The sequence below is a fragment of the Rhizobium sp. M10 genome (genome assembly GCF_002531955.1).
GTDB classification, from domain to species: Bacteria; Pseudomonadota; Alphaproteobacteria; order Rhizobiales; family Rhizobiaceae; genus Rhizobium; species Rhizobium etli_C.
Genome location: NZ_NWTA01000031.1, coordinates 1 through 23,967 on the forward strand (window position 1 = coordinate 1; position 23,967 = coordinate 23,967).

Consider the following 23,967-nt stretch of genomic DNA (forward strand, 5'->3'; position numbering starts at 1 on the left):
ACCACCAATCACTAGGCTCGCTCTTACCCAGGACAACCTGTTGAGGCTCCACATCTAGTCGCTGCCGGAGAGGATTGAGTGCTAGGTCAGCGGGTCCACTGATCGAGGTTTTTCGCCAGACTCTGCTGTCGTGGGCCAGCAAGTCTTTTGGGGTGGGACGCACTGCCAACAGCTGCTTTTCCGGTGGTCAGCTGACCACAGCTACAACACTCTGAAAAGAAGCGACATTTTCGGGCGCTACTATGGACGGCGCATGACCCGCTCCTCGCGCCACCTCTCACAAGATCGGTTGTGTAGAGATAGGTACCGTCCTGTCGCCGCCATGGGTCGCGGGGTCTTGGCGGTCATTTTTGATCGTACATGACGTTCTAAGGGCATTGGTCATGGTTGCCCGGGTAGAATGGCCGACAGCCCTTCTATGCGGCTGGTGTAGTAAGGTCAGTTGATGCACGGAGCCGATTGAGCGGCTTCGTGTTCGAACGAACAATCGCGGTGTTTGTCACGACTGAAAGGAGACATTGCTTTGTAATCTTAACGGCGGTCTCCGCAGGATGCTTCAGGACGAAGACCTCCCAGGCTTCGAGGACAGTCGAAATTTGCTGGTCGTAAAACGAATGTTTGCAGATCTTCGGCCGTAATCATTCTTGTAGGAAATATAGCTGGCGGCGCGGACAAATGGCTCAATCAAATTGTCGAGCATCCTTGAAAGAACGCCGAAACGCGGACGGATTGTAAAAGAAACAAATACTGTCTGACTGAGTTCCGGCTCGCGCCCGAATTCGTCGTGCAGCCGAGACGGCTTTTTGGTAGCGAGGGGAGCGGCTGTCCTCTGCTTTTACCCGCGCCGCCGAGGGTCATGGCCCGCGCGCCTCTGCGGATCATAATCACCGCGGCTGAAGCCTTCAGCACGTTCCGGGGGAGGGGGCGAGCAGGCGGAGGAAGCCGGCTCCGCGGCGAGGATGTAGGCGCTGAGCTGAAACCGCGGAGCGATAGCGACTAGCGGTCCTGGCGCTACAGATCCCCAAAGGCCGGACCTGACGGCTATGCAGTCGAATAGCGACAAGAAAAGACTCTCTGCCATCGGGCGTCGGATGAACCATGCCCTCAACGGCGAATGAGGCCAAATCGGTGGGCTTCGTCCAGCAGGACCCGCACCGAGGACGGTTGCCAGTTCTTGCCGCTGCGCACAGGCCGTTCTCCCATCTGGTCCAGTTGCGCGGCAATGTCGCGCAGCGACAGGTTGGGATCGGCAATGGCAATTGCCGCCACCAGCTTCATCAGATAGTCTTCGGGAGCCCGGCGAGGGGATCGAGCAAGGAGTTCCTTCTCCGCGAGCTTTTCGCGTACCATGCGATGAACAGCGCGACGAAGGCGTTCGACGGTCCAGTCGTGGCCACGGCGATTGAGAACCCGCACGACATTGTCCCAACTGTGCTGCGGCCGGAGTTGACGCACCATCGGCAGCCACGTCTGCGCCGATGCAATGAGTTCATCGAGATAGAGCTTCTCCCGTGCCTGCGAGATTGCCTTGATCGCCTCCGGCCGTCGTTCTCGCAGACCGGGATTTCCAGGAAGCTTGCCGCGTGCCTTCGCCGCCTTAATGCCGGCTTTGGTACGCTCAGCGATTAGCGCCCGCTCGAGCTGCGCGACGGCGCCGAGGACCTGAAGGGAAAACATGCCCTGCGGGGTCGACGTATCGATTGGATCGCGGATCGACCGGAAATGCACGCCGCGGGCCTCGAGGTCCTCGATCACCGACAAGAGATGACTGACGGATCGGGCCAGTCGATCGAGGCGCACGACAATGAGGACGTCGCCGGCGCTAAGTTCAGCGAGTAATCGCGTCAGCACCGGTCGAGCCCGCGATGCTCCGGAACCATGCTCCTGATGGATCCGATCGCAGCCGGCTGCACGCAGCTCGTCCAACTGGGCATCGTGGACCTGTTCATCCGTCGACACCCGGGCATAACCGATCAGCCGCTTGGGAGATTGTTGGTTGTCAAATGTTTGTGGCTTTGCCATCGCGCTTGTAACGGCCCTGTCTCGAAGTAGTTTGTACAGATAAGGCATGCGTTAGAAATCGAATAGTTGCAAGCGTGTTTTAGCCATTGAATAGCGGCCCGTCAGACTCAAAATGCTACCGCGGACGAGCAACGGAGCGTCCGCGGTGGCAAATGCGCGTCAGCGGGCTTCCAGGGCGGAAATGCTGGAAAAACAGCGGCTTTGGTGATGGCTGCGGGCGGAGAAGCCTGCTGAAGGGCGCCGGCGCTCAATTCCGGAAATGAGGACCGGCCATGTGTGCCGACGGCGGCCGTCGAATTTTGCGATTGAGAGTCCGGTCATCCCGGGCGAAATTGCCCTAAATGCCCGGATTTCCGGGCGAATCCGCCGATCCAGGACGACCGACATCGCTGATTTGCGGCGTTATAGCAATCGCTTCCGATAAGCAATACTTATCGGAAGTGAAGCGCTCAACTTTCGACCATACCAAGTGAGGAACCATAATGTTTTGATAGAGTTCGTGTAAGAAATCATTTACCATGATTTCAATGCCTTACGATTTTGCAAGATTGCCGATATCGAGCTTGATGGACCCGGCTTTTCGAGCCGGCATCGAGTTGGCGCGTCTCGACGAGCGCATCGCCCGCTCGCCGGTCGGACAGGGGTGGATCGAACGATCGCACTTTGCCGACGCCTGCGCCTCGCTGTGGATCGACGGCGAACTTGTTCACCTTGAAGACCTCGTGCTCCACGACGCTTTCCGAGACACCCGCACCCCAACCCACGAACTCACCATCGCCCGCGACGTGCTACACAGCCGCCGGCGCATTTCTGGCCAGCAACCGCACTGGGCGCTGTCGGCCGACGGCATCCGTACACTGCGGCAGACCTCGGAGATCATGCCGGCTGACGCGGCGGAGGCGACCGGCGCCAAGCAGCCTGTCGATGTCGAGCCGATAGGGGAGGGGGACGATGCTGGCGGCGGCGAAGGCCTTCCCGGTGTCGACTATGCAGCCATCGATGCTGTACTGGCCCGGTCGGAAGCGGCGATCGAGAACGCACGGTCCGGACGAGCCGGCGCGCAAGAAAAAGATCCGATGATCTACGATCTCGACTGGGACGAGGACGAGCGGCTCGACGAATGGCGTGGCGTCCTGCGTCAGGCCGAACACCTGCCGGCGATGCTACAGGCGATCGTCGCCCTCGACGCCTGGAACGAATTGTCTGTGCTGCAGCATGCGCCTTGGCTCGGCCGGCTGTTTGCCGCTTCGATCCTGCGCCAGGCCGGTGTCACCACCGGCGCCCATCTCGCAGCCATCAATCTCGGCCTGAAAACCATTGCCGTCGATCGGCGCCGTCATCGTCACCGGGAAACCCGGTTGCTCGCCATCGCCCACGGCCTGATCGTGGCCGCCGAGATCGGCATGAAAGAGCATGACCGACTGGCATTGGCCCGAACCATGATGGAACGTAAATTGTCGGGAAAGCGAACGTCTTCAAAACTGCCGGAGCTGGTCGAGCTGGTCATGGCAAAACCGCTGGTCTCGGCAAAAATGGTTGTGAAGACGCTCGGCGTCACGCCGCAGTCGGCGCGGCGGATTGTGGGCGAGCTGGGGCTGCGGGAGATGACGGGGAGGGGGAGGTTTCGGGCGTGGGGGGTGACCTGAGATCACCGGCGAGTGTTGGCATTCGTTGCAGGGTGCGGGGCGCTATTGTGAGCGACTGAGCCTGTTTACTCCTGGCGAGACCGTCGGTCCCTAAAATGTCAAACCGATCATCGGCAGGATGATGCTCGTGCGACAACGCGGGTACGGCAAAGGCCGATGTGGAAGACGAGGCCGGTGTTGCGAATGTTACAGCGTAAAGATTCCAGGTGGACACGCGTCGTGAGCGACCGAGGCAAAGGAGGAATGGAGTGCGTCTAACAAAGGCAGATGTCATCGAGTGCTTCGAAAAGCGCGATAGATCTTATCGGCTGGCACTCATGTGCACTCACTGGCTACGCGATAGTTCGCAGTATGCTCCATGTGCAATTGAAGAGGCAAAGAGCTTACAGATGGAAGCTCGCGGCCTCTGGATTTCCTACTCGGACCTCGCCCAGGCGCTCGAGCAGCAAGATCTGCGCGAAGCCCTTTTGGCAGAATTTGCCCTTACACATCTCTATGCGCTGATTTGCCCTCCGTTCGAATTTCTCAACGACTTTTGCGAAGACTACGACAAGGAGAGCCCAAAAATTTCATTGTTGCGAGATCTGAAAGCGGCGGGATGGTACCAGTTTGCCAGAATCGTAAGAAACACGCTCTCACATAATTTCCGCTTCGACTTTGATGCTGGGACTAAGGCAAGGCTGCCGATCAGCTGGAACGGGATGACGATATCGGAAGCAATGAACGGGCAAGAAATTACCTACCTGACCCTGTGGCACAAGACAGGGTACGACCTCTTTCTGGAGATGAGGGCATTCGCCGAGGCGTTGCCGACTGATCATTAGGCGCTGCGAGGGGTAGTGAAATGGAACAACGCGTTAGGGAATTCCTTGAAAGTCGTCAGGCGGCTCATCCCCGCTCGCTTGCTTATTATCTTCAGCTTTGGGATGGCCATTTGTCCGCGGGCTTGGCGAATAACCACTTCATCCTTGAACTGACAAGCGGGAACGATTCAAAGTTTTTTCAGCGCGTCTGGGAGATGTTGCTCGCGCGGCACCTGCTCGCTTGCGGCCACACCATTAGCTCCCGTCCGGAGGGAGAGCCGGACTTTCGATTTGAAAGTGGCGGCCGGGTCGTGTGGGTGGAGGCCGTTTCACCCGAACCAGGTCCGGACCTATCTAGGGATCCACCCATCACCGGTCCAAAAGTTCCACATAGGGAAACGCTACTGAGATGGACCACCGCCTTCGCTGCCAAATCGAAAAAAGGTCTGGAGTATCGGAGCAAGGGCGTTGTGAAGCCCGATGACGCTTACGTCGTTGCGATTGATGGAAGTCAACTCGGATGGTTTCCTCTCACGCATGGGGCGTCCCAGCGCATGCCCTACGTGGTGGAGGCCACCTTCGCCGTAGGCCCGTTGGCATTCAGGGTGGATGAAGAATCTAGTCGATTTCTTGGAGCCACCACGACAGTAAGTCCCGCAGTGCTCAACCGCAACAGCGCCTCAGTTCCGACGGCAGTGTTCTTTGACCCAAGTTACTCCCACGTAAGCGCTGTCATCGGGTGTGTGCCGCCAATGTTCTGTCCTCCGGAATTGCCGGTTCAAATCGCCTATAATCCGCTGGCGGCTGTTCCGGTGGAGCCCGGATTGTTTGGACGATTGGCTGAAGAGTGGGGCGCGGTGCTCGTGGAAAGCGACGCGGAATGGCAGGACTGGGATCTTGTGCGCTGGGATTCGCGTAACGGCTGAAAGTGCGTCTTTGGTTGCCGGAACTGGTCGAGATCGTCAGGGAAAAATCGCTGATGTCGGCCGGCATGGTGATCGGTACACTTGAGGTAGGTGCCCAAGCGGTGGGGCGGATTGTCTTTGAGCTATCTAGGCCTTCGCAAGACGATGGGAGGTTTCAGATGCGGCACGAGTATTGAGTTGGCAAGCTTGCATTTTTGGTCCTTTCTATTCTAGATAGTTATTGCGGGGGAACATCACACGCTACGAATCTTGATTGTAAGCTCGAGGCAGCTGTCGCGCCCGCGACCGGACAAATAAATCGACAGGCGCTCATGCTTCTTTTGCATATATCTGACATTCACTTCAGATCGCCGGATTGCCTCAATCCGGACCTCGATCCCGATCGCCCTTACCGAACGCGTCTCATTCATGACGTCCGAGACCGCGTTGCAGAGCTTGGCTCCGTTGGGGCAATCCTGATTGGTGGTGACATCGCGTTCAAGGGCGCGCCCGAAGAATATTCTACGGCGATGATTTGGATAAAGGAATTAGCTGCTGTGGCCGGCTGTCCTCCAGAGCGGATATTCGTTATTCCAGGCAACCACGATGTCGACCGATCGCTAATCGGCCGGACGCCGGCCATTCGCAACGCGCAGTCGGCTATTTCGAAAGCAGAACCTCAACGGCGAGAACGCGAATTTAGAACGCAAATTAGCGATGCTGATACGGCGAGATCGCTCGTCACCCCGATTTCTGCTTACAACGATTTTGCGAAAGTCTTCAATTGTCAGGTTTACCTTCCTGATCACCTTTATTGGAAGCAAGATCTTGATCTTGAAGACGGTGTAACTCTCCGCATCTTTGGCATGACTTCAACCATATTGTCGGGCGAGGGCGGGAGGGATGATACTCGGGAAAGCCTGTATCTAAGCCCGCTTCAGACGGTGCTCGATCCCCTCGACAACGTAGTGAACCTCGCGTTCTGCCACCATCCTCCGGATTGGTTGATGGATCAGGACGACGTTAACGACGCGATCTGCGGTCGATCCACAATTCATATGTTTGGTCACAAACATCGGCAGCGCATCACGCGTGAAGAAGGATATATCAGGTTCAGCGCAGGTGCGGTGAATCCAGATCGCAATGAACAAGGCTGGATGCCTGGTTACAACCTTGTAAGGGTGAATATATTAGGGTTCGGCCAAGACCGCCGCATCGCCATAGAAGCTCACCTGCGCCAATGGCAATCGAACCCCGACCGGTTCCGCGCGGTATTGACTGCTCAAGATGAGAATGTCTTCAGTCACTCCATCAGATTCCCTGGTGATGCCAGAGGAAAAGTTCATTTGTCGGAGACTTCCGTAGGAGTAACCTCGCAGGCGAGTGCAGTTGCCGCGGCAACAGCCGAGACTGTCAACGAAGTCGATGCGGAGGCCGCCATGGGTGACCCAAGCACACGAAATCTGGTTTTTCGGTTCTGGGGTCTCACATCCAGCGCCCGCCGCGAAATTACAATGAAGCTGGGGCTTATCACCAAGGACGAGCTAACTATCCCCGAGCCAGAGCGATACGGCCGAGCACTTATTCGCGCAGGCGAGAGAGATAAGGTGGGTGAACTGGCCACTGAAATTGCCAAGAGGGAGACTAAGTAGGGTGGATACCGGGACAATGCACACAGATTTCCCTCGGTGGTATAGCTCTCTCGAGATTGGCAACGATCAATCTCGGCGCCAATCTCGATGGGAAGCCATCTACAAGATCGCAACTGAAGCGGCCACGGAGATGATCGAGCCACTCCTTCGATTGGCTTTCAAGACGAGGGTCGCGCCCCAGGCTTCATTGGAAGCCGAGATCCGAAAGTTTTTCAAAGCGACCGACGATACTTTCGAAATGCAAGGCAACGATCGAGAAATTCAAATACTCGCCGCTGCTTGCCTGGCGGTGATGATGGAAGTCAATGAAGATCTAGGGGCGAGAGCGGCGCTCTCCGTTACAACCGCCGAATTTGGCGGGGCCCGGAAACCGAAATTACCAATTGACCTCGGAAATCTTGGTGAAGCAGCGATTGCTCAATGGGCAAAATCCAACAGTGACCGGCCAAACCTGAACAAGTATCGATCTTCCGATGCCCCGAAATTCGATTTCGAAAAAGCGACGGCAAAGATCACTGAAACCCCAGATTTCAGTAGTGTGATAGCCGCGTTTACCCTCGCAGCTGATGCCACGAGAGGAGCGTTGAGGCAGCTTGCCATTCGCCAATCTAACGCCCTCTATGCCGTGGATCGATTTCTGAAGGTGCAGGATGAGGAATTGCAATTGCTTTGGTGGCTGACTGGACAGCGAAGCTTCGATTATGATTGCAGCTTCGATGCTGTACCTACTGATGCCCAACCTCTTGTTCTCGCGCATGAAGTCGCTGGCATGACCGAGTTTTCTCCCGGCCCTGTATCCGTAAAAGCGATTCTTTCGCGCGCTGGATTGAAGGAGCGCAAGAAACTCGCTGTTGTCACGGCTATCAATGCGGTAGACGGCGAGTGGCTCAAAAGGACAGTAGGGGAGACGGATCCTTCTCCTCTGGCGACCCCTCTTCACGCTGCAGCAAAACGGCAGCTCGAGACGGGCGCGGGTGATGCGTGGGTGGCAGGATGGGCCGCAGCAGCCTCTGTTGATGCCGAACATAGCTTGACGCCGTTATCTCTAGCGATGCAGTTTTATCGTGAGCGATTGCTCATCCGGTTTGCGTGATAAAATGACGGCGGAAACCGACGTTCAAATAATCTGCGCGAATCGCGATTGCCGTATTGCGGAAGGTGGGCGATGCGTGGAAGGTCTCGAATCCGCAAACTGTCCTTATTTCGGCAGGATAGCCCAAGAAGAAGAGGCCGAGACTGAAAGTGGCGCGACCGACGACGAGGAAAGCGTTTATTTGCCGGCCTCTGGTTTGCTCCGAGCCTTTGATGCCAACCGGTTTTTGCGTGCCGGTGACGCCCGCCTCATAGCGATCCTCGGCCCAGGTGATACTGGCAAGACAAGCCTGATCGCAAGCCTGTACGATTTGTTTCAGATGGCTCCCATCGCGACGCTCGATTTTGCGGGGTCAGATACGCTCCACGCGTTCGAACAGGCATGCCACGACGCGCGAGCAGAATCGCGAAGAGACGTTCCCTTTACAGAGCGCACACCCCGCGGGGACGTGCGATTCTATCACATTGATCTCGCGACAGCTCATGGTGAAAAGACTGCAATATTGCTTGGAGATCGTGCTGGCGAAGAATATCGGGAAGCTGCAGACGATGTTGGCCTCACGGTCAATTTCAAAGAAGTTTCGCGTGCGGATTGTCTCACTATCCTCGTCGATGGCGAACGACTTCTGGACTCAGGACATCGTCACAACCTCAAAAGCAGCATTTTGATGATGATGCAGGCGATGCACGACGGCGGCATTCTCCCAATCGGCGTCAGTCTTGCAATCGTGCTAACCAAACTCGATCTTATTAAGGGGGCGGAGAAGCAGCTCCGAGTCGAGCGTGATTTCCAGAACTTATGTCAGACGCTACAAGAGACCTTTGGCGAAATTTTTTCTCGTGTAGGAATATTCGAAGTTGCTGCTGCTCCTAAATCGACGGCGCTACCGCGAGGAACCGGAGTTTCCGCTCTCTTACAGTTTTGGATGTTGCCGACCTATCAGGCTGCTATTGTCACCCCACCAACGCTAACGTTCGGAAGAGCTTTTTCTCGACTTCGGGTGTATGATGATGGGAACGAATAGCCGATGAACGAACACTCAGTTGTAATCATCGGCTTGCCAGGGTCCGGTAAAACCACTTTCCTTGCTGCCCTATGGCATCTTGTCACCTCGCGAGAAGTGGCAACGCTTCTTCGTTTCGCCAATCTGCGGGTGGGAGACGCTACACATCTTAACGCCATTGCAGCTCGATGGCGCGACGCCGTGGAGCAAGACCGGACCGGACTGACCGGAACTCGGCTGGTGAGCATGAATTTGGGTGACGATACCGGACAGCAAATCCGAATTTCCTTTCCAGACGTCCCCGGAGAGGCATATCGACGTATCTGGGAAGACCGCGAGTGCAGCCCCGCAGTTGCTGATCTCCTTCAAGCAAATGGGGTCATGCTTTTCATTCATGCAGACACCATCCGGGCCCCAAGTTGGGTCGTTGACGAAGTTGATCTTGCTCGCAAACTTGGGCTTGAGGTTGATCAAAATACCCCGGTTTCCTGGCATCCTCGCTTGGCGCCGACCCAGGTTCAACTCGTGGGGTTGCTGCAATCGCTGCTGGCTTCGCCGCTTGACGTCGGTGAGAGGCGACTGGCCGTGCTTTTTTCTGCTTGGGACAAAGTTGATGCGGAGGGTCTCGATCCAAACTCATTCCTCCACCAAAAGCTGCCATTGCTCGCGCAGTATCTTCGGCAAAGTCCAAAGTGGCTGACGAGGGTTTACGGTATTAGCGCACAGGGCGGCGACTACGACTCGGTCGAGGTTGGTGCTCTTCCAAGAGAAGAAGCGGAAGAATTGAGGAACCTCGATGATGCCTCCACCCGGATTAAACTGGTCGGGCCAATCCCTGCTACACACGACCTAACCGAGCCGTTGACATGGCTGGGAGGTTCGACATCCTGAAACTCGATCAAGCGTTACATGGATACGCAGACGGGCACCGCGAACTTGCCCTCTCGGCAGCGCTGAAGCCGCGTGACCAAAAAACGCTTCTTTCCTTGAGTGACATTTCAGGGCCCGGCGCGAAACTCGATGAAATCGGTTATCTCACCGGTTACCCGCTGACCGAGTCTGGATTCTACGCCTTGGCGCGCACCTGGCCAGCACCCGAAATGCCTCGGCCCGGATGCGTCTGGACGCACACTCTCCTCATCGATTTCGCAGACCTGGCTTCGCTTAGCCAACCCGAACAGCTTCTGGAGTTGTTCCATCGGCCGGAAGGAAGCTTTCCGATTGCGAAGTACTCGAAGCGTATGTCCCGGCTTTCGTTGGGCGGTGGCGGCACCGTCGACGTCGATGATAGCTGGGTCCGACCGATTCTTGCTGCACTTTACGGTCACGCGCCTAAAACGGTAGTGGCACGACGTCCTGATGACGCCACTTGTGATCGCACTGTCGTTGCGCTTTGGGGGCAACAGTGGCCACGGTTGAGGAGATCGTTCCGTTTTTGCACTCTGTCTTTTAGTGATCGGTCGTCTGATAACAATGTGTTCGATCTTCAGCTTGTTCCGCCCCATGACCGAAGCGGCAGGACCCGCTTTTCCGGGGCTTTAAATGTCGAGATAATGCCCCCGTCGCAAGAATCTTGGATCGACGACGCCGTAACGGACTTGCGGCGGCCAAACTCCGACGGGCTTCGGGATTTTCTTCTCCGCTCTGGATCTGACGTCACTTCGGGTCGCAAAGGCTTCTCCGCGCTCTGCCGTCTGTTTCGCGCGCTCGGTGTTGTTGATAGCGAGGTTTCGATCGAGAGGGCGATTGCAATTCTGCAAAACGAGCTTGGGACCAACGAGGCGGGTTCACTGCGAGCCGCTGTGATCAACCAGGCATTTACTCACGTCGATAGCCTTAACGATCAAACTTTTGAGTTTCTTTGGTCACAGAGGGCAGCAATCGAACATGGCGCTGTCCGATCACATGCAGCTGCCTTTGGCTCTGCGATATGGCGGCGGAATCCTGCTCTTCTCCAGACGCTCTCTAGTGAGCCAGGAATCTTCAATGAAGTCGTGGATCGTACCATCGGCTCGATCGACATTTCGCAACTGATCGGAGGTCTTCCGGCCGCACCCAAGTTGCTGAACCAGGCGCTAATGACTCGCCCAGAAATAGTTCGAGTACCAGCGTTCTGGAAACAAAACGATGAACCGCTCGCGTTCGAGTGCGCGTTGACGAACAAGATAGAAGCCTCCGCCGTCGAGGCGATGATGCGAACTACTCGGACTGATCTCGCCGGCCGCGCAGTGGCTAATTTCGGCGCAAGGACCGTCCTGGATCAAGTTCGCATCCGAACCGAAATCGGAGATAGCCCCGATCCTGCTTGGGTTCGAGCCTGTATTCAGGACCCGGTTGCGATCGCAGAGTTTCTTTCAGGCACCAGCGGTATACCGCGAAATATCCTTGTGCAGCTTGCTCGATATCTCGCGCCTGATACTGTGCCTAACGAAATTGGAGTAGATCCTTGGGTGATGGCGCTTGAAAGCGCCGTGGGCACGATATCGCCAGAAGAGGAGCTGTCGCTCAGCGCTTTCCTTCTCAGCCGTGCGCTTGGCAGCCGGTCACGTGCGAAAGCCCAGCTAATGCGCATGAGTTTGCAGCGAGTTTACGAGGCCGCAGCAGAAAATCGGCTGACAGCCAGTGAGTGGCAACTTTTGGAAGGCCGACTTCCGGCTTCGTTGTTCTGGTTTAGCTGGGACCGCTGCAAAAGATTGCGCGCCGGTGCAGCAGACCTTTTTTTGGATGGCGTTGTCAACCCCGAGGCTTTCGCGTGGGTCGTTCGGGATAATCAGCTGTTTCACCTTCTAGCCGAAGAAATCGCCAGCAAGGCCGGTGGACGTCGTTTCCTAAAGGGTGTTCGGCAAGTACTGAAAACTGCCGGAAACGACCTCGGTAGGCACCGACTTGATATTATAGACCGAATCCTTGACTGAATGGCTGCCCATCTCGTCTTTGGCCGCTGCGGCTGGGCGTTGCATGCGGGCCAAGATCAGCGCAGCGGGCATGTCACTTCTCGCCCTTCTGGAAGCACTCCTCCAGAACACACCGCGGGTTGGTACGGTGAATTGTGGTCGAGCCAACTGAGGCCGTGCAAGGAGCGACGGAATGATCGCGTGCTCTCACCGGCTGCGAGTGTAGTCAATGAGCTGATTGGTGAAGCCATCCTTGGCGTTATCGGCTTGTGGGATATCCGTCGTCGGATCGAAGAAGGCTTTTAGCACATAGTAGCTTATCTCCAGGGCGAGGCTCTCTGTCGGGATGTTTCCAAAATTGTTGAAGGCATCGGCGAAGCGCTGGGCGGCGGGCGGATGAGTAGACGTGGCCCGCCGAACGTCGTCGATAAGCCCGATCCAGATGAACGCTACGCAAATCGCCAGCGTTCGGAACTCGCGATGGGTACGGCTTGGTACTTTCTCGAGAATCCAAGAGACTGCCCACGCGTCCGCCTCGCGCTCTTGCTGGTGCATTAGCGCCGTAAATTCCTGATGCCCAAGTGCAAGGTGCGCGCATTCGTGTAGAATTACGAAACTCGCCGCTGCAAGAAATAGATTGTTGGTCAGGCCACCCTGAGAAGAGGCATCGGCCGTCGGGTCTGGCTCCATGGGAGCATCGCTCCACGAAAATCTCTCGTTTCGTATGAGCGCCAAGGCAGCGTTCTTCAGTTCGATCGCCGCTGAGCCGGGGCCACCCGGTTTGATGACCACCCGTGAAAGGTTTGTTTCGGCGGCCGTTTGTGTAAGGGCCCATAGGTCACGTACGGAAGCAGCAACGGCCCAAAGGCTTAGCAACGCCGCGTAGGTGCCCTCAATCTCTTTGATTTTCGGAAAGGCCTCGAAATTTGCCGGCCCATCGACAATTTCAAGGACCCATGTCTCTCCTCCCATTTGCGCCAACAATTCATCAGCGCGCTCCGGCGCAATTTTGAAGGGACTTTCCCGGAGCGAGGGGACAAAACCAAGCATTAGTCGTTCGGCATCGGTCATTCATAGAAGCTCCGGTTGTCGACGCTGATGTTGAGATTATCAGCCCGAATTGCCATGGGCCTAGCCACGGCACATGTGACGGTCACGACGTAGGGGTAGGAATCGTCCTGCACGAGTCCAATGTCGTTTCTTATGTCCGAGCTGGATCCATATTGCAGCTCGACCTCAACCTCGCCTTCAACACGATAGCTAATCTCGTGCGAATCCAATTTGGTTACGCTCACGCTGTTGATGTTGTGCCCATCGACCGTCGTGTGGGTCGAAAGCTCGTCAAGTTCATCAATCGTCTCCGAAATGAGCTTATCGAAAACCGCTTCTTGCATCACGTCAGCCACGGCATGGGTGATAGCCTCGCGGTTTTCAACTGCGGCTTGGAGCAACTGATCAAGGCCGAGCAAAACGTCCTGGATCATCACACGGATCTTCCGTCCTTTGGAGAGGATGGTTTCGGCGCGAACATGCGTTGCCTTGTTGAGACCATCCATCACTTCGATGACGGGATCGGTATAGTCGCGCACATCTATCCTGAGAGTGTCGCTGACGAAATCATCCGGCAGCCCTGCCTTTACGATGTAGCTTGCACGCTGCTGTCGAGTGACAGTCTTGGTGTCCTTGGCCTGCACGAACCAAACGCAGGCTCGAACTGCCTCATCAGGAGCGAGGCTGTGGAGTACATGCCCAATCGCTTCCCGCAGGCCGCTTGCCACGAAGTTTCCCCGCAACGGGTTATCTCGATCTCGAGCCACGCGGAAACAGCCTTCGAGCACCGTATCGAAGAACTTGTCCATCGGCATTCGTGCCTGGAGTTCGCGACGGATCTTCCTGAGTTGGCTCCAACGTGGGGGATTGTTATCCGATGTCATGTAATTCCGAAAGTCATTGTGGCCGGGGGATTCGTTCCCTTGCAGATATTGGATACGGAACTTGAATGTCAGAAAAAGATGCACTATTTTCTGACATATGAAAAGCTCTATGACATCAGTACCGGATCAGATTATGAAGCGTGCCCGCACTGGCGGGCGCGGCGGCGTTTTCACACCTAGTGATTTCCTGAGTATCGCTGGACGCGCCGCGGTTGATCAGGCGCTGTCTCGACTGGTGAAAGGCGGCAAGCTCCGGCGCCTCGCGCGAGGCCTGTACGATTTCCCGAAGGTCCATCCCCAGTTCGGGATGCTTTCGCCCGCCCCAGATGATATCGCGCAAGCATTAGCACGTGAGACTGGTTCCCAGCTGCAGATTTCTGGCGCGCGCGCTGCGAACGCGCTGGGCCTCTCCACTCAGGTTCCGGCGAAGAACACCTACCTCACGGATGGTCCCTCCCGCCGTGTCGTTTTGGGCAAGCGGGTCGTCGATCTCCGTCATGCATCGCCCAAGCATTTGATCGCTCCTGGCAGTGCGGCGGGCACAGTCGTACAAGCGCTTCGCCATGTTGGAGCGATGCGTGCCGGCGACGTTGCACAGATCGCAGCGCGTCGCCTGTCGGCCAGTGACAAGAAGACGCTCGCTTCCTCTGCGGTCCAGGCCCCAGCTTGGATGAGGCCGACGCTCGTATCAATCGCCAACACAGCGTCCGGTGAAATCGATGGATAGGGTAGCTCTTCTTCCGGTCGAGGATCGAGCTGCCCTTTTTGGCGAAACAGGAGCCGTCCGAGGGGTCGCCAATACAATCATCGAAAAGGACTTCTGGGTCTGCTGGACCCTGAGGCGTCTTTTCGGCCTGCAGGAGAGGGATGCAGCCACTCTTGTCTTCAAGGGCGGAACGTCCCTTTCCAAGGCGTTCGGCGCCATCCGACGATTTTCCGAGGATATCGACCTTTCGTTCGATCGAGCGGAGCTTGGCTACACGGGCGATCGCGATCCCGAGAAGGAAGGCATCAGCAAGAAACAGGCGAACAAACTCATCGAGGCCCTGGTTGGGGATGTCGAGAGGCATATTGCCGAGAAGTTGCTTCCCGCGCTTCGGCTCGCCATCATCGAACAATTGGATGAGCCGGCCAAAGGCAATTGGTCGCTGGAAATAGACGCCAACGACGCGCGGACGGTGAACTTTCATTATCCGACGGCGCTCCCCACCTCCGAATATCAAGGTATGGCCTACATCACCCCTCGCGTGAAGCTGGAGCTCGGCGCACGCGGTGATCCATGGCCTACCGAGCGGAAAGTCATTCGTCCTTACGCGGCGGACGATTTTCCGGACTTTTTCCAAGATCCGGAAAGCACCGTGACTGTTCTCTCGGCGCAGCGAACCTTCTGGGAGAAGGTAACTGCGCTTCATGCCGAGGCGCACCGTCCTCAGGAAACAGCCACCCCTCAATATTTCTCACGGCACTATTATGACCTCGCGATGCTTCTCGACACCGCGGAGGGAAAAGCCGCAGCAAGCGATTTCGATCTTCTGGCAACCGTGGCAAAGCACAAGGCAACGTACTTTCGGTCCAGCTGGGCCAGCTACGACACAGCGAAGCCTGGTACTTTGAGCTTGATGCCGAGCGAATCTCGTATCAAAGATTTGCGCGGCGACTATCGTGCCATGGCGCCGATGATGTTTGATGAAAAGCCGCTTTCATTCGACGACATACTTGCCAAAATCAAAGAGCTCCAAGAAACAATTAACAGCTAACTCGTTGCTGCATGCCGGGGGGAAGTCATTAGTTCGATACGGTCCATCGATCTACGTCTCGTAGATGATCTCGTTGACTTCGTCCGGGGGCAGGGCTTCGTGCTGGACTTTTCCGACAAGAGCTTTTCCGACTTCTTCGCCTCGGAGCTCAAGGTCAACATCGACGACCCTAAATATGCCGTGAACGGAGGTTCGAAGGGAAAACGACTTCGCTATTTCCTGCAACACTGCGACGATACCACCGCCGTTCGTACTCTCGCGGCGCTTTGGGAACATCGTTCGGAATATCTCGCGCGCACCGCCAGCAAAGACCCGGTCGTCAATGCTGAAACCCGCTACCAAGGGCTGATCAATCGACTTTCGGGCAATTCCGCTCCGCAAGCAGCCGCACCCGGAGCCACGGCAACCGCCATCGATCGTCAGAAAATCGAGAGGGCCAAGTCTGATCTTCTGCAAATCACCGCGCTCACCGCACAGGCGCGTGGTTATGCCTTCGAGGGTTTTCTCAAGGACCTCTTCGATGCCTTTGGATTAGCCGCCCAGGAACCCTTCCGTCTCCGTGGCGAACAGATCGATGGCAGCTTCCAGCTTGGCAGTGAAATCTATTTGCTTGAGGCCAAGTGGCAGAGTCAACCCATCGGTGTTGCCGAGCTGCACACCTTTCATGGCAAGATCGAGCAGAAGGCAGCGTGGACTCGCGGACTATTCGTCAGCAACAGCAGCTTCACCGAAGATGGCCTTGTTGCCTTCGGACGAGGCAAGCGGGTCATTTGTATGGATGGTCTCGACCTTTATGAGATGCTGGATCGCGAGCTTCCGCTCACCCAGGTTCTCGAGCGCAAAGTTCGCCGTGCCGCGGAGACGGGCTCGCCGTTCATCCGCGTGCGTGACCTCTTTCCGCGTTGATCAGGGGAGAAGTCGCAAATGGTACAGTTCAACGATTGGTGCGATTCTGCCGACGGCGAAGTTGGGGCGCACTTTCGCAGGGTGATAACCGGAAGAGCAGCCGACCTCGGCACCGGTATACAAGCAACAGCGGCAGTCGTTCCCACCCACTACGCTTCTGAAGAACATGTCGCCCGAGCCCTACGCCGACTTGGAAAACCCGCTGCTGCGGCTTTGATCGAGGGCAAACTTCCGACAACCAAGGCAATTCGCTCCGGCGACCTCGGCGAAATTTATGCGACCGAGTGGATCGATGCCCATAGCGGCGGCTATCACGCGCCGATCAAGAGACTGCGTTGGAAGGACCATCGCAACATGGCCATGCGCGGTGAGGATGTCATCGCGCTCCTCCAGGATGCGGAGACGCAGCGGTTGCGGTTCTTGAAAACCGAAGCCAAGAGCCGTGCGGCCCTGACGGCGCAGGTCGTCGCCGAAGCGCGCGAGAATCTGAACAAGGATGGTGGGCTGCCTTCCGGTCATGCCCTTTCGTTCATTTCGGCACGCCTGCTTGAACTCGGCAATGAACCTTTGGCCGACGCAATCGACGACGCGCTTTTGAAACACGGAATTCCACCCGCGAGCGTGAAGCATCTTCTTTTCACATTCTCTGGAAATTCACCGGAGGCAATGTTGACCGCCTCGTTGCAAGCCTATCCCGGTGAGGTTCATCAGTGGGGGATCGGTCTTCGCGTGGATGGCCATGCCGCCTTTATCGGCGCCGTCTATGATCAGGTGATCGTCAATGCCAACAACGCCTGAAGCGATAATCGCCGATATCAACGAAGCTGCAACCGCGGGGTTTCGCGGGCGCCTGATCGCCCGCGGCCAAGCCAGGGCGATTATATGGCGTGATGGCGTATTGCCTCCGGATGCGCCAGCGTTCGCGCCCCAACTGACCTATGATTTGCACACCTACGGATACGCCCTTCTCGGGCTCGGCCTACGTCTCCTCGAACTCGGCGGCGACGCGGCGCAAGCGCGTATCGCATTCGAGCAGGCGGCAACCGCTCTTGAAGCTGTCATAGCCAAGGGTAATCCTGTGGAGGTCGATCGCGATTTCCACTTTGTCATGGCAGCCGCCAGTTATCATCTCGCGCATCTTTCCGCCCGCGCCTACTCTCTCCTTTCAGTTGTCAGCACAGACGAGAACTTTTCGTTGATCGAACGGGTGCTGGCGCAGTTGATGCGGCGGGATTTCAGTGCTCTTCGCGCTGCAGTGTTCGACTACAGGGCTTCCGGCGAGGGCAGCGATGCCCGAATCGCGACCAATGTTCAGGTAGGTCTCGATCAGGCCGAGCTCGCGGCGGTCCCGAGTGACGGCGGCAACGACTTCTTGTTCGATGGTCTCGACACTGCGCTAATAGATGCTTTTCTTGCGGCCATGTCCCTCTTTCTTCTCGCGCTCGAAAGAGGCGAGCGGCCGCTGCTCGATCAGGCGCTGGAGCGGCTCCGAACAAGCCTCTCCATTTGCAGTGAGCTGAATTTGCTACCACAATGGTGGGCGCACCGCATTGCTATCCATCTCCTGTCGGATCTGTGGTCGAGTACGTTTCACGAGAAGGTGCCGCTCCAACCGGCGGGCGGGGAAGCCGCCGACTGGCCGCGTCTTCGCGAGCTGTTCATCGCCTTGCTTCAGCGCCGCCCCAAATCGGAGATCGACCTTTGGCCGTCGCAGATTGAGGCTGCGGCCCGCGCCGCCGATCAGTCTGACGACCTCGTGGTTTCTCTGCCTACTAGCGCCGGAAAGACGCGCGTCGCCGAGCTGTGTATCCTGCGATGTCTTGCCGGCGGCAAGCGGGTGGTCTTTGTCACACCTCTGCGTGCCCTCTCTGCTCAGACAGAGACCAACCTACAGAGAACCTTCGGGCCTCTCGGCAAGACGATTTCTGCGCTCTATGGCAGCATCGGGGTGAGCGGCTTCGACGAGGACGCGATCCGGGAGCGCGATATCGTGGTGGCAACCCCGGAGAAGCTCGACTTTGCGCTGCGCAACGATCCCACTCTTCTCGATGATGTCGGCCTACTCGTCTTCGACGAAGGCCATATGATCGGTCTCAACGAGCGCGAAGTTCGGTATGAAGTGCAGATCCAGCGGCTTCTTCGCCGCCCGGATGCGCACGAGCGGCGGATCGTATGCCTGTCGGCAATTCTACCCGATGGAGATCAGCTTGACGATTTTGCTGCATGGCTCCGACGCGATCACCCAGGAGGCCTTATCAAGAATGACTGGCATCCAACCCGGTTGCGGTTCGGCGAGGTGGTGTGGACTTCGTCCACCGCGCGATTGAATTTGCGCGTCGGTGAGGAACGTCCATGGGTGGCCCGCTTCCTCACTGGTGCCGAGCCGCCGAGGTGGGTCCCGCCAAAGCGTCGCCGAACACGTCTCTTTCCTGACAATCAACGCGAGCTCTGCCTTGCGACGGCTTGGCGGCTGGCCGACGAGGGACAGACGGTCTTGATCTTCTGCCCGGAGCGGCGGAGTGTCGAGCCGTTCGCGGACGTGATCGTCGACCTTCATGAGCGCGGGGCACTGCGCTCCCTGCTTGACGCCGATCCAGCGGTCCTCAACACCGCGATTGCGCTTGGAGAGGAATGGCTGGGGCCGAACAGCGCAATCCTCAAATGCCTTCGCCTAGGCGTGGCGCTGCATCATGGCGCCTTGCCGACGGCCTACCGCAAGGAGGCTGAGCGATTGTTGCGCGAGAACGTGCTGAAGGTGACCATCTCGTCGCCGACTTTGGCGCAGGGACTCAACTTATCCGCTACCGCAGTCGTCATGCACTCGCTTTATCGCAGCGGCGAGATGATCGAGATTTCTGAGTTCAAGAACGTCATCGGTCGCGCCGGCCGGGCCTATGTCGATGTCGAAGGCATTGTGCTTTTCCCGATGTTCGACGACATCGCCAAGAAGCGGCGCAACTGGGAGAAGCTCATCAACGATCTCGGTGCTAGAAACATGGAAAGCGGTCTAGCGCTTCTCGTTTCGGCGCTTTTATCTCGGATGCACGCGTGCATTGGCGGCGATCTCAATCAGCTCATCGACTATGTCGTCAACAACGCGGCCGCCTGGAATTTCCCGGAAATCGCGAACGAGAATCCCGAGGATCGGGAACGTGCGCTTGCCGACTGGGAGCGGCATGTTGCGACGCTTGACACGGCGATCCTCAGCCTGATCGGTGAAAATGACGTTCCCGACGAGGGAATCGAGGCGACGCTGGACACGATCCTTCAATCGTCCCTCTGGCACCGGCGCCTCTTGCGCCAGAATGAGCAGGTCCAGCAGGTCTTGAAGGCCGGCCTCCTTTCCCGAAGCCGGCTGATCTGGAGTCAATCGACGGCCGCGCGCCGGCGTGGTTACTTCCTTGCCGGAGTTGGACTGACGACCGGGCATGCCATCGATGCGATAGCGGCAGAGGCCAATCTTCTCCTGATCCAGGCAAACGGAGGGATTCTCGAAGGTGACGCAGAGGCGACAATCGCCGCAATCACAGCCATCGCCGAGCGGGTTTTCGCGTTCTTTCCTTTCTCCCCCGACCCGATGCCCGCAAACTGGCGAGACGTCCTGCGGACATGGCTTCTGGGCCAGCCAGTCGCCGATATCGCCGCCGGACAGGAGTCAGAAACGCTGCAATTCATCGAGGGAGGTCTAGTTTATCGCCTTCCTTGGGCTATGGAGGCGATCCGCGTGCGCGCAGCCGCGAACGGCGATACGATCGGCGTCTTTGGTGCTCTGCTCGATGACCATGAGCTGGGCCTCGCTGTTCCCGCCGTCGAAACGGGTACGCTCAATCGCTCGGCTTCGATCCTTATCCAGGCGGGCTTCAATTCGAGGCTAGCGGCAATCAAGGCCGTCGTTGACACAGGCGCGGCCTTCCAGACCGGCCAAGAGCTTAGGCAATGGCTCAGTTCGGAGGCTGTCACGGCGTGGAGCGCGTTGCCAGACTGGCCGACTCTTGAGACGAAGGCAATGTGGACGGAATTCGTGCAGAGCTTTACGCCGCGCGAAAACCGCACTTGGGCAGACCGTCGATATTGGGCAAACGTGGCGTGGTTCGGTGAGCCACCACCACCAGGCACTCTCGTGCAGGTTCATCATTGGGAAGGTCAACCTCGGGTGCTTGCCGCCGACGGTACCATGCTCGGCAATTTGCAGGCCGCACTTAATCCTGGGAGAGCGGGCCTGTTGCGCGCCCAGGTCGCCCAGGACGTCGGCCGAATCGACATCACCTATCTAGGGCCGGCCGACCTGTCTGGCGCATGACCTGCTTGACGGAACGGGTTCGGGCCGAATGAGGACCGGGCCGTTAAGACGTGTACCTTTACTGATCGAAAGCCGGGGCCGAATGACGGATTGGGTTGTAGAGCTGAATGCAGATTCCGATACCGCAAAGCGCTGGATGAAGCTCTTTCCTAATACGTCCGATATGCCGGCGGTTATCACCTGGAAGCACAACGAGATAGAGCGCGTTGTTTTGAGCGCAAAGGAGATTGGCGAGGCATCAAAGCCCGTCGAAGCCCACGCCGTTGCATCTGCGATCATCAGTTTGATGAACTCAATTGCAACTGTGCGAGGAGCGGCAGCCGTCACCGCGGGGATTGTTTACGATCGCGCCAACCCAAATTACAAAGGGATGATCACAGCTTCTATTTCGCTGACAATGCCGTCTCTCTTCGTCTCGGCGGTAATATACACCCATGGTGCCGCCCCTTCGGAGCGCTCGCCTTCTCCTACGAGTGCGCAAATGCAATACAAAGCAGCGGAGAGAAATAATCACTATCGTGATGCGCTTCGCTATTTAAGCGAAAGCGACGACTGGCAAAGCCTCTACAAAGTCCAGGAAGCCCTGGCCAAGATTAGGTCAGAAGACAGTTGGCGATGCATTTCCAAGAGTGAGTGGAATCGGCTAAAACGAACCGCGAACGAGCCGCGGCATCACGAAAACAAGGTCCGAACGCCTCAGCCAATGCTGCATCATCAAGCCGTCGACTATGTAGTCAAAATGCTCGACGAAGCCGCTAGTGTTGTGGCGGCCGTCGAAGTATCGAGCTTATAGTCGAATTTCGGGCCAGGGGCCGGCTACCGTTCGGTGATAGAGGCAGCCGATCACCATGGCGTCGATCGCCACTTCGACATACCAGCTGTGGCTGTCGTCGGGATCGCCGGGAAGCCCGCGACGCGTTTCGCGCGGCTCTTTACCACGGGCGAGGATGGCCACGCCGTTCCAGGGTTTTTCTGGTCGGGCCAAATGGCGCCCTAGCCGGCGCCCTCAATCTCGCGGACGGAAACTTGTCGTCCGGCGCCTTCAGTTCCTGCAGCCAGACGACGACATCGGGTTTCGCCTCGTCCAGCCACCGAAGCAGCACGTTGAGGCGGCCGTTGATGCCGTTGACATTGTAGGTGGCGAGCTTCACCGGCTTTGATCAGCGCTTGTGGTCGCCCTTGTCGCCCTGGCCAGGTTTCGCATCGTTCTTCGCGTCATGCCGAGCATCCGCCGATAGCGATCGGGAGACGTCAACGCTCTCCTTGAACTTGCCTTCCTCATCACGCCGGACGTAACGTTTGTCGGTACCGGTATCGATCAGTTCGCGCTTGCTCATGACAGGACTCCTTTATGGTTGCTGCATGGCTAAACGCGCGTCGCTTCCAAAAGATGCATGGGAATCAGGCGTCTACCGACGACTGGCAATGCGGGCAGGGGCGAACGGCTAAGTCATTTCGTTTAAACGAAGGCATCGCAGGTGCCGCAGCGTCGACATAGGCCGCCGGGGCCGCAGTCGATTGCCGAGGGCATGTAGAAGGGGCGCAGCCCAAGCCGCTCGAAGCCTGTCGCCACGCGGCTGATGACAGGCTCGTGGGGAACCGGCCCGTGCGTGTAGAGTGCAGAGCGCGGAGGCTCCGTCGGGTCGTCTCCCGCCTTGCCCCTGACGCCGAAGAGATGTTCGGCCTCGGTATAAAACGGTTCCAAATCCGAATAGGAGACGGGCCATGAGGGCGAAACGCCATCTTCATGCGCGACTTCGCTGAAGTCGCGCTCACGGAAACGGAACATTGCGGTTCCGTAGAATTTCGTGTGGCCGCCGACGTAATAATATTGTCCGGGGCGATAGCTGCGTCCGGTCTCGTCGCGGTAAAGATCGGTCGTGCGATACCGGTTCTCAACGAAAACTGCTTGCGCGTCGGCGCTCCGATGAGGGCGGAGTTGATCGCGCCTGCCGAGAGTACGAAAAGCGACACGCGCGTGCAGTCATGCGTGATGAGCTCGCTTTAAGTGACACTCGGCTTGTCCACCAGCTTCTCGACCAATCGCCTGAGTTCCGACGGCGTCGTTTGACCAGCCACCACCTCATAATAACCGATCCCGGCGCGTCGCAGCGCCTCCTTCTTGACCGCGTCACGCGCGGCCGCGGTGCCTTTATGATGCGCGCCCCCCTGATATTCGATGACGTGCCGCGGCTGGCAATTGCCGTCGACGAGGAGCAAGTCGACACGTTTGGAATTGATGCAGCTGTAGGCGTTTGGGTCGGCACTGCGCAGGATCTCGCCCAGTGAAACCTGAGCCATCACCTGCCAGGACGAATTGCAGCCGATCACGACACTGTCGAGTTCCCGAAACACACGGGCTTCGCTCTTGTTCAGCAATGGCTGAACGGTGAAGTCCGAACGCATCACGATACGCAGTTGATCCGTGGCATCGATTGGCCGAGATGGCTGAGCAGCTGCGATCTGAAGCCAGGGGCCCTGTATGACGCGCTCGTTCCAGCGCCTTTCCTCCGATCGCGACCTGTTTCTCTCTCGCCACGCCCGTCTGCTCGTCGCGGTTAGGAACTGCTCAACGGCCATGCCGATGATAATGCCGACAAACAGGGCGGCGATTAGCAGTTCCGGCTTTTCGAAGTCTGCAATGGTTATGCCGCCCGAAGCGCCGACTGCGGCAGCTCCGATGATCACCCAAGGTGCTGCGAACAGCACCGACCTTTGGCGATATTGCATGCCCCTCTCCGGATTTCCCGCCAAGATAGTACAACGCGTGTACGATGCGCGGAAAGTCATCCAAAAGAATGAGGGCTCGCACGCAAGGCGAACCGATATTGGCTCGGCGGTCAGTCACAATCCGCTCGGGCCAGGACATTCCTACGTCGCTGGCACCGGGAGAGCTTTCGAGGCCAGCGGGTCGGCTTGTTGCCATGGTGTTCACGTTCTGGGCTAAAAAGATCGCATAATGGATCGAAGGGAACTGGCCCGGCAGGCGAGCAAAGAAAGACAAGGTTGACAGGCGCATTGCTTCTTCGATTGAGGGTTCGGCAGTTCATGC

At 57.5% G+C, this 23,967-nt stretch carries 20 protein-coding genes and 1 pseudogene; 14 read left to right on the top strand and 7 right to left on the bottom strand.

The genetic code is table 11. From position 1 onward, the window contains the following. Positions 1 to 1,104: 1,104 nt before the first annotated feature. The gene (locus CO671_RS29760; protein ID WP_008534020.1) at positions 1,105 to 2,022 is read right to left on the bottom strand and encodes a recombinase family protein; all 918 of its coding nucleotides are present in this window, start codon (positions 2,020 to 2,022) and stop codon (positions 1,105 to 1,107) included. A 518-nt stretch (positions 2,023 to 2,540) separates the two neighbouring features. Between CO671_RS29760 and CO671_RS29765 the strand changes: the two genes are divergently transcribed. The 8 genes from CO671_RS29765 to CO671_RS29800 all read left to right on the top strand — a co-directional run bounded on the left by CO671_RS29765 (position 2,541) and on the right by CO671_RS29800 (position 12,039). Further along, positions 2,541 to 3,668, top strand: a complete 1,128-nt coding sequence (locus tag CO671_RS29765; RefSeq protein ID WP_097608917.1) for an RHE_PE00001 family protein — start codon at positions 2,541 to 2,543, stop codon at positions 3,666 to 3,668. Between the two features lie 389 nt (positions 3,669 to 4,057). Beyond that, positions 4,058 to 4,492, top strand: a complete 435-nt coding sequence (locus CO671_RS29770) for a hypothetical protein (RefSeq protein WP_097608918.1) — start codon at positions 4,058 to 4,060, stop codon at positions 4,490 to 4,492. Between the two features lie 20 nt (positions 4,493 to 4,512). After that, entirely contained in the window at positions 4,513 to 5,397 is an 885-nt protein-coding gene (locus tag CO671_RS29775; protein ID WP_097608919.1) for a hypothetical protein, read from the top strand. Positions 5,398 to 5,708: 311 nt separating this feature from the next. Continuing rightward, positions 5,709 to 7,028 (top strand): metallophosphoesterase, encoded by a 1,320-nt coding sequence (locus tag CO671_RS29780; protein WP_097608920.1) that lies wholly within the window; start codon positions 5,709 to 5,711, stop codon positions 7,026 to 7,028. A 16-nt stretch (positions 7,029 to 7,044) separates the two neighbouring features. Further along, a complete protein-coding gene (locus CO671_RS29785; RefSeq protein ID WP_141514502.1) occupies positions 7,045 to 8,121 on the top strand; it encodes a GTPase-associated system all-helical protein GASH in 1,077 nt (358 codons plus the stop codon). A gap of 76 nt (positions 8,122 to 8,197) precedes the next feature. Next, positions 8,198 to 9,145, top strand: coding sequence for a hypothetical protein (locus CO671_RS29790; protein WP_097608922.1), 948 nt, complete (start codon positions 8,198 to 8,200; stop codon positions 9,143 to 9,145). A gap of 3 nt (positions 9,146 to 9,148) precedes the next feature. Continuing rightward, a complete protein-coding gene (locus CO671_RS29795; protein ID WP_210201924.1) occupies positions 9,149 to 10,015 on the top strand; it encodes a hypothetical protein in 867 nt (288 codons plus the stop codon). Further along, a complete protein-coding gene (locus CO671_RS29800) occupies positions 9,991 to 12,039 on the top strand; it encodes a hypothetical protein (protein ID WP_097608923.1) in 2,049 nt (682 codons plus the stop codon). The genes CO671_RS29795 and CO671_RS29800 overlap by 25 nt, the downstream gene beginning before the upstream one ends. A gap of 186 nt (positions 12,040 to 12,225) precedes the next feature. Here CO671_RS29800 and CO671_RS29805 read toward each other — a convergent pair whose 3' ends face one another. Beyond that, positions 12,226 to 13,089 carry a phage exclusion protein Lit family protein gene (locus CO671_RS29805; protein WP_097608924.1) on the bottom strand — a complete coding sequence of 288 codons (864 nt, stop codon included), beginning with the start codon at positions 13,087 to 13,089 and terminating at the stop codon, positions 12,226 to 12,228. Continuing rightward, positions 13,086 to 13,877: a hypothetical protein gene (locus CO671_RS29810; RefSeq protein WP_210201925.1), complete on the bottom strand. Its 792-nt coding sequence runs from the start codon at positions 13,875 to 13,877 to the stop codon at positions 13,086 to 13,088. The genes CO671_RS29805 and CO671_RS29810 overlap by 4 nt, the downstream gene beginning before the upstream one ends. A gap of 208 nt (positions 13,878 to 14,085) precedes the next feature. Between CO671_RS29810 and CO671_RS29815 the strand changes: the two genes are divergently transcribed. The 6 genes from CO671_RS29815 (at position 14,086) to CO671_RS29840 (ending at position 21,708) form a co-directional block, all read left to right on the top strand. Next, positions 14,086 to 14,679, top strand: coding sequence for a DUF6088 family protein (locus CO671_RS29815; protein ID WP_097608934.1), 594 nt, complete (start codon positions 14,086 to 14,088; stop codon positions 14,677 to 14,679). Further along, complete coding sequence (locus tag CO671_RS29820) at positions 14,672 to 15,709, top strand: nucleotidyl transferase AbiEii/AbiGii toxin family protein (protein WP_097608925.1); 1,038 nt, start codon at positions 14,672 to 14,674, stop codon at positions 15,707 to 15,709. The genes CO671_RS29815 and CO671_RS29820 overlap by 8 nt, the downstream gene beginning before the upstream one ends. Positions 15,710 to 15,808: 99 nt before the next feature. Beyond that, positions 15,809 to 16,615: a restriction endonuclease gene (locus CO671_RS29825; RefSeq protein WP_097608926.1), complete on the top strand. Its 807-nt coding sequence runs from the start codon at positions 15,809 to 15,811 to the stop codon at positions 16,613 to 16,615. Between the two features lie 18 nt (positions 16,616 to 16,633). Continuing rightward, positions 16,634 to 17,413 carry a Hachiman antiphage defense system protein HamA gene (locus CO671_RS29830; RefSeq protein WP_097608927.1) on the top strand — a complete coding sequence of 260 codons (780 nt, stop codon included), beginning with the start codon at positions 16,634 to 16,636 and terminating at the stop codon, positions 17,411 to 17,413. Further along, positions 17,397 to 20,915 (top strand): DEAD/DEAH box helicase, encoded by a 3,519-nt coding sequence (locus tag CO671_RS29835; RefSeq protein WP_097608928.1) that lies wholly within the window; start codon positions 17,397 to 17,399, stop codon positions 20,913 to 20,915. Before CO671_RS29830 ends, CO671_RS29835 begins: the two co-directional genes overlap by 17 nt. An 82-nt stretch (positions 20,916 to 20,997) precedes the next feature. Continuing rightward, a complete protein-coding gene (locus CO671_RS29840; RefSeq protein ID WP_097608929.1) occupies positions 20,998 to 21,708 on the top strand; it encodes a hypothetical protein in 711 nt (236 codons plus the stop codon). Between the two features lie 26 nt (positions 21,709 to 21,734). Here the strand turns inward: CO671_RS29840 and CO671_RS29845 are convergent. The 4 genes and pseudogenes from CO671_RS29845 to CO671_RS29860 all read right to left on the bottom strand — a co-directional run. Beyond that, positions 21,735 to 22,066: pseudogene (locus tag CO671_RS29845) on the bottom strand (endonuclease/exonuclease/phosphatase family protein); the annotation flags it as partial. A gap of 9 nt (positions 22,067 to 22,075) precedes the next feature. Next, positions 22,076 to 22,252, bottom strand: coding sequence for a hypothetical protein (locus CO671_RS29850; RefSeq protein ID WP_097608930.1), 177 nt, complete (start codon positions 22,250 to 22,252; stop codon positions 22,076 to 22,078). Between the two features lie 122 nt (positions 22,253 to 22,374). Beyond that, positions 22,375 to 22,704 (bottom strand): hypothetical protein, encoded by a 330-nt coding sequence (locus tag CO671_RS29855; RefSeq protein ID WP_245425045.1) that lies wholly within the window; start codon positions 22,702 to 22,704, stop codon positions 22,375 to 22,377. 215 nt (positions 22,705 to 22,919) lie between these two features. Further along, positions 22,920 to 23,645, bottom strand: a complete 726-nt coding sequence (locus CO671_RS29860) for a DUF2726 domain-containing protein (RefSeq protein WP_097608931.1) — start codon at positions 23,643 to 23,645, stop codon at positions 22,920 to 22,922. Between the last annotated feature and the right edge of the window lie 322 nt (positions 23,646 to 23,967).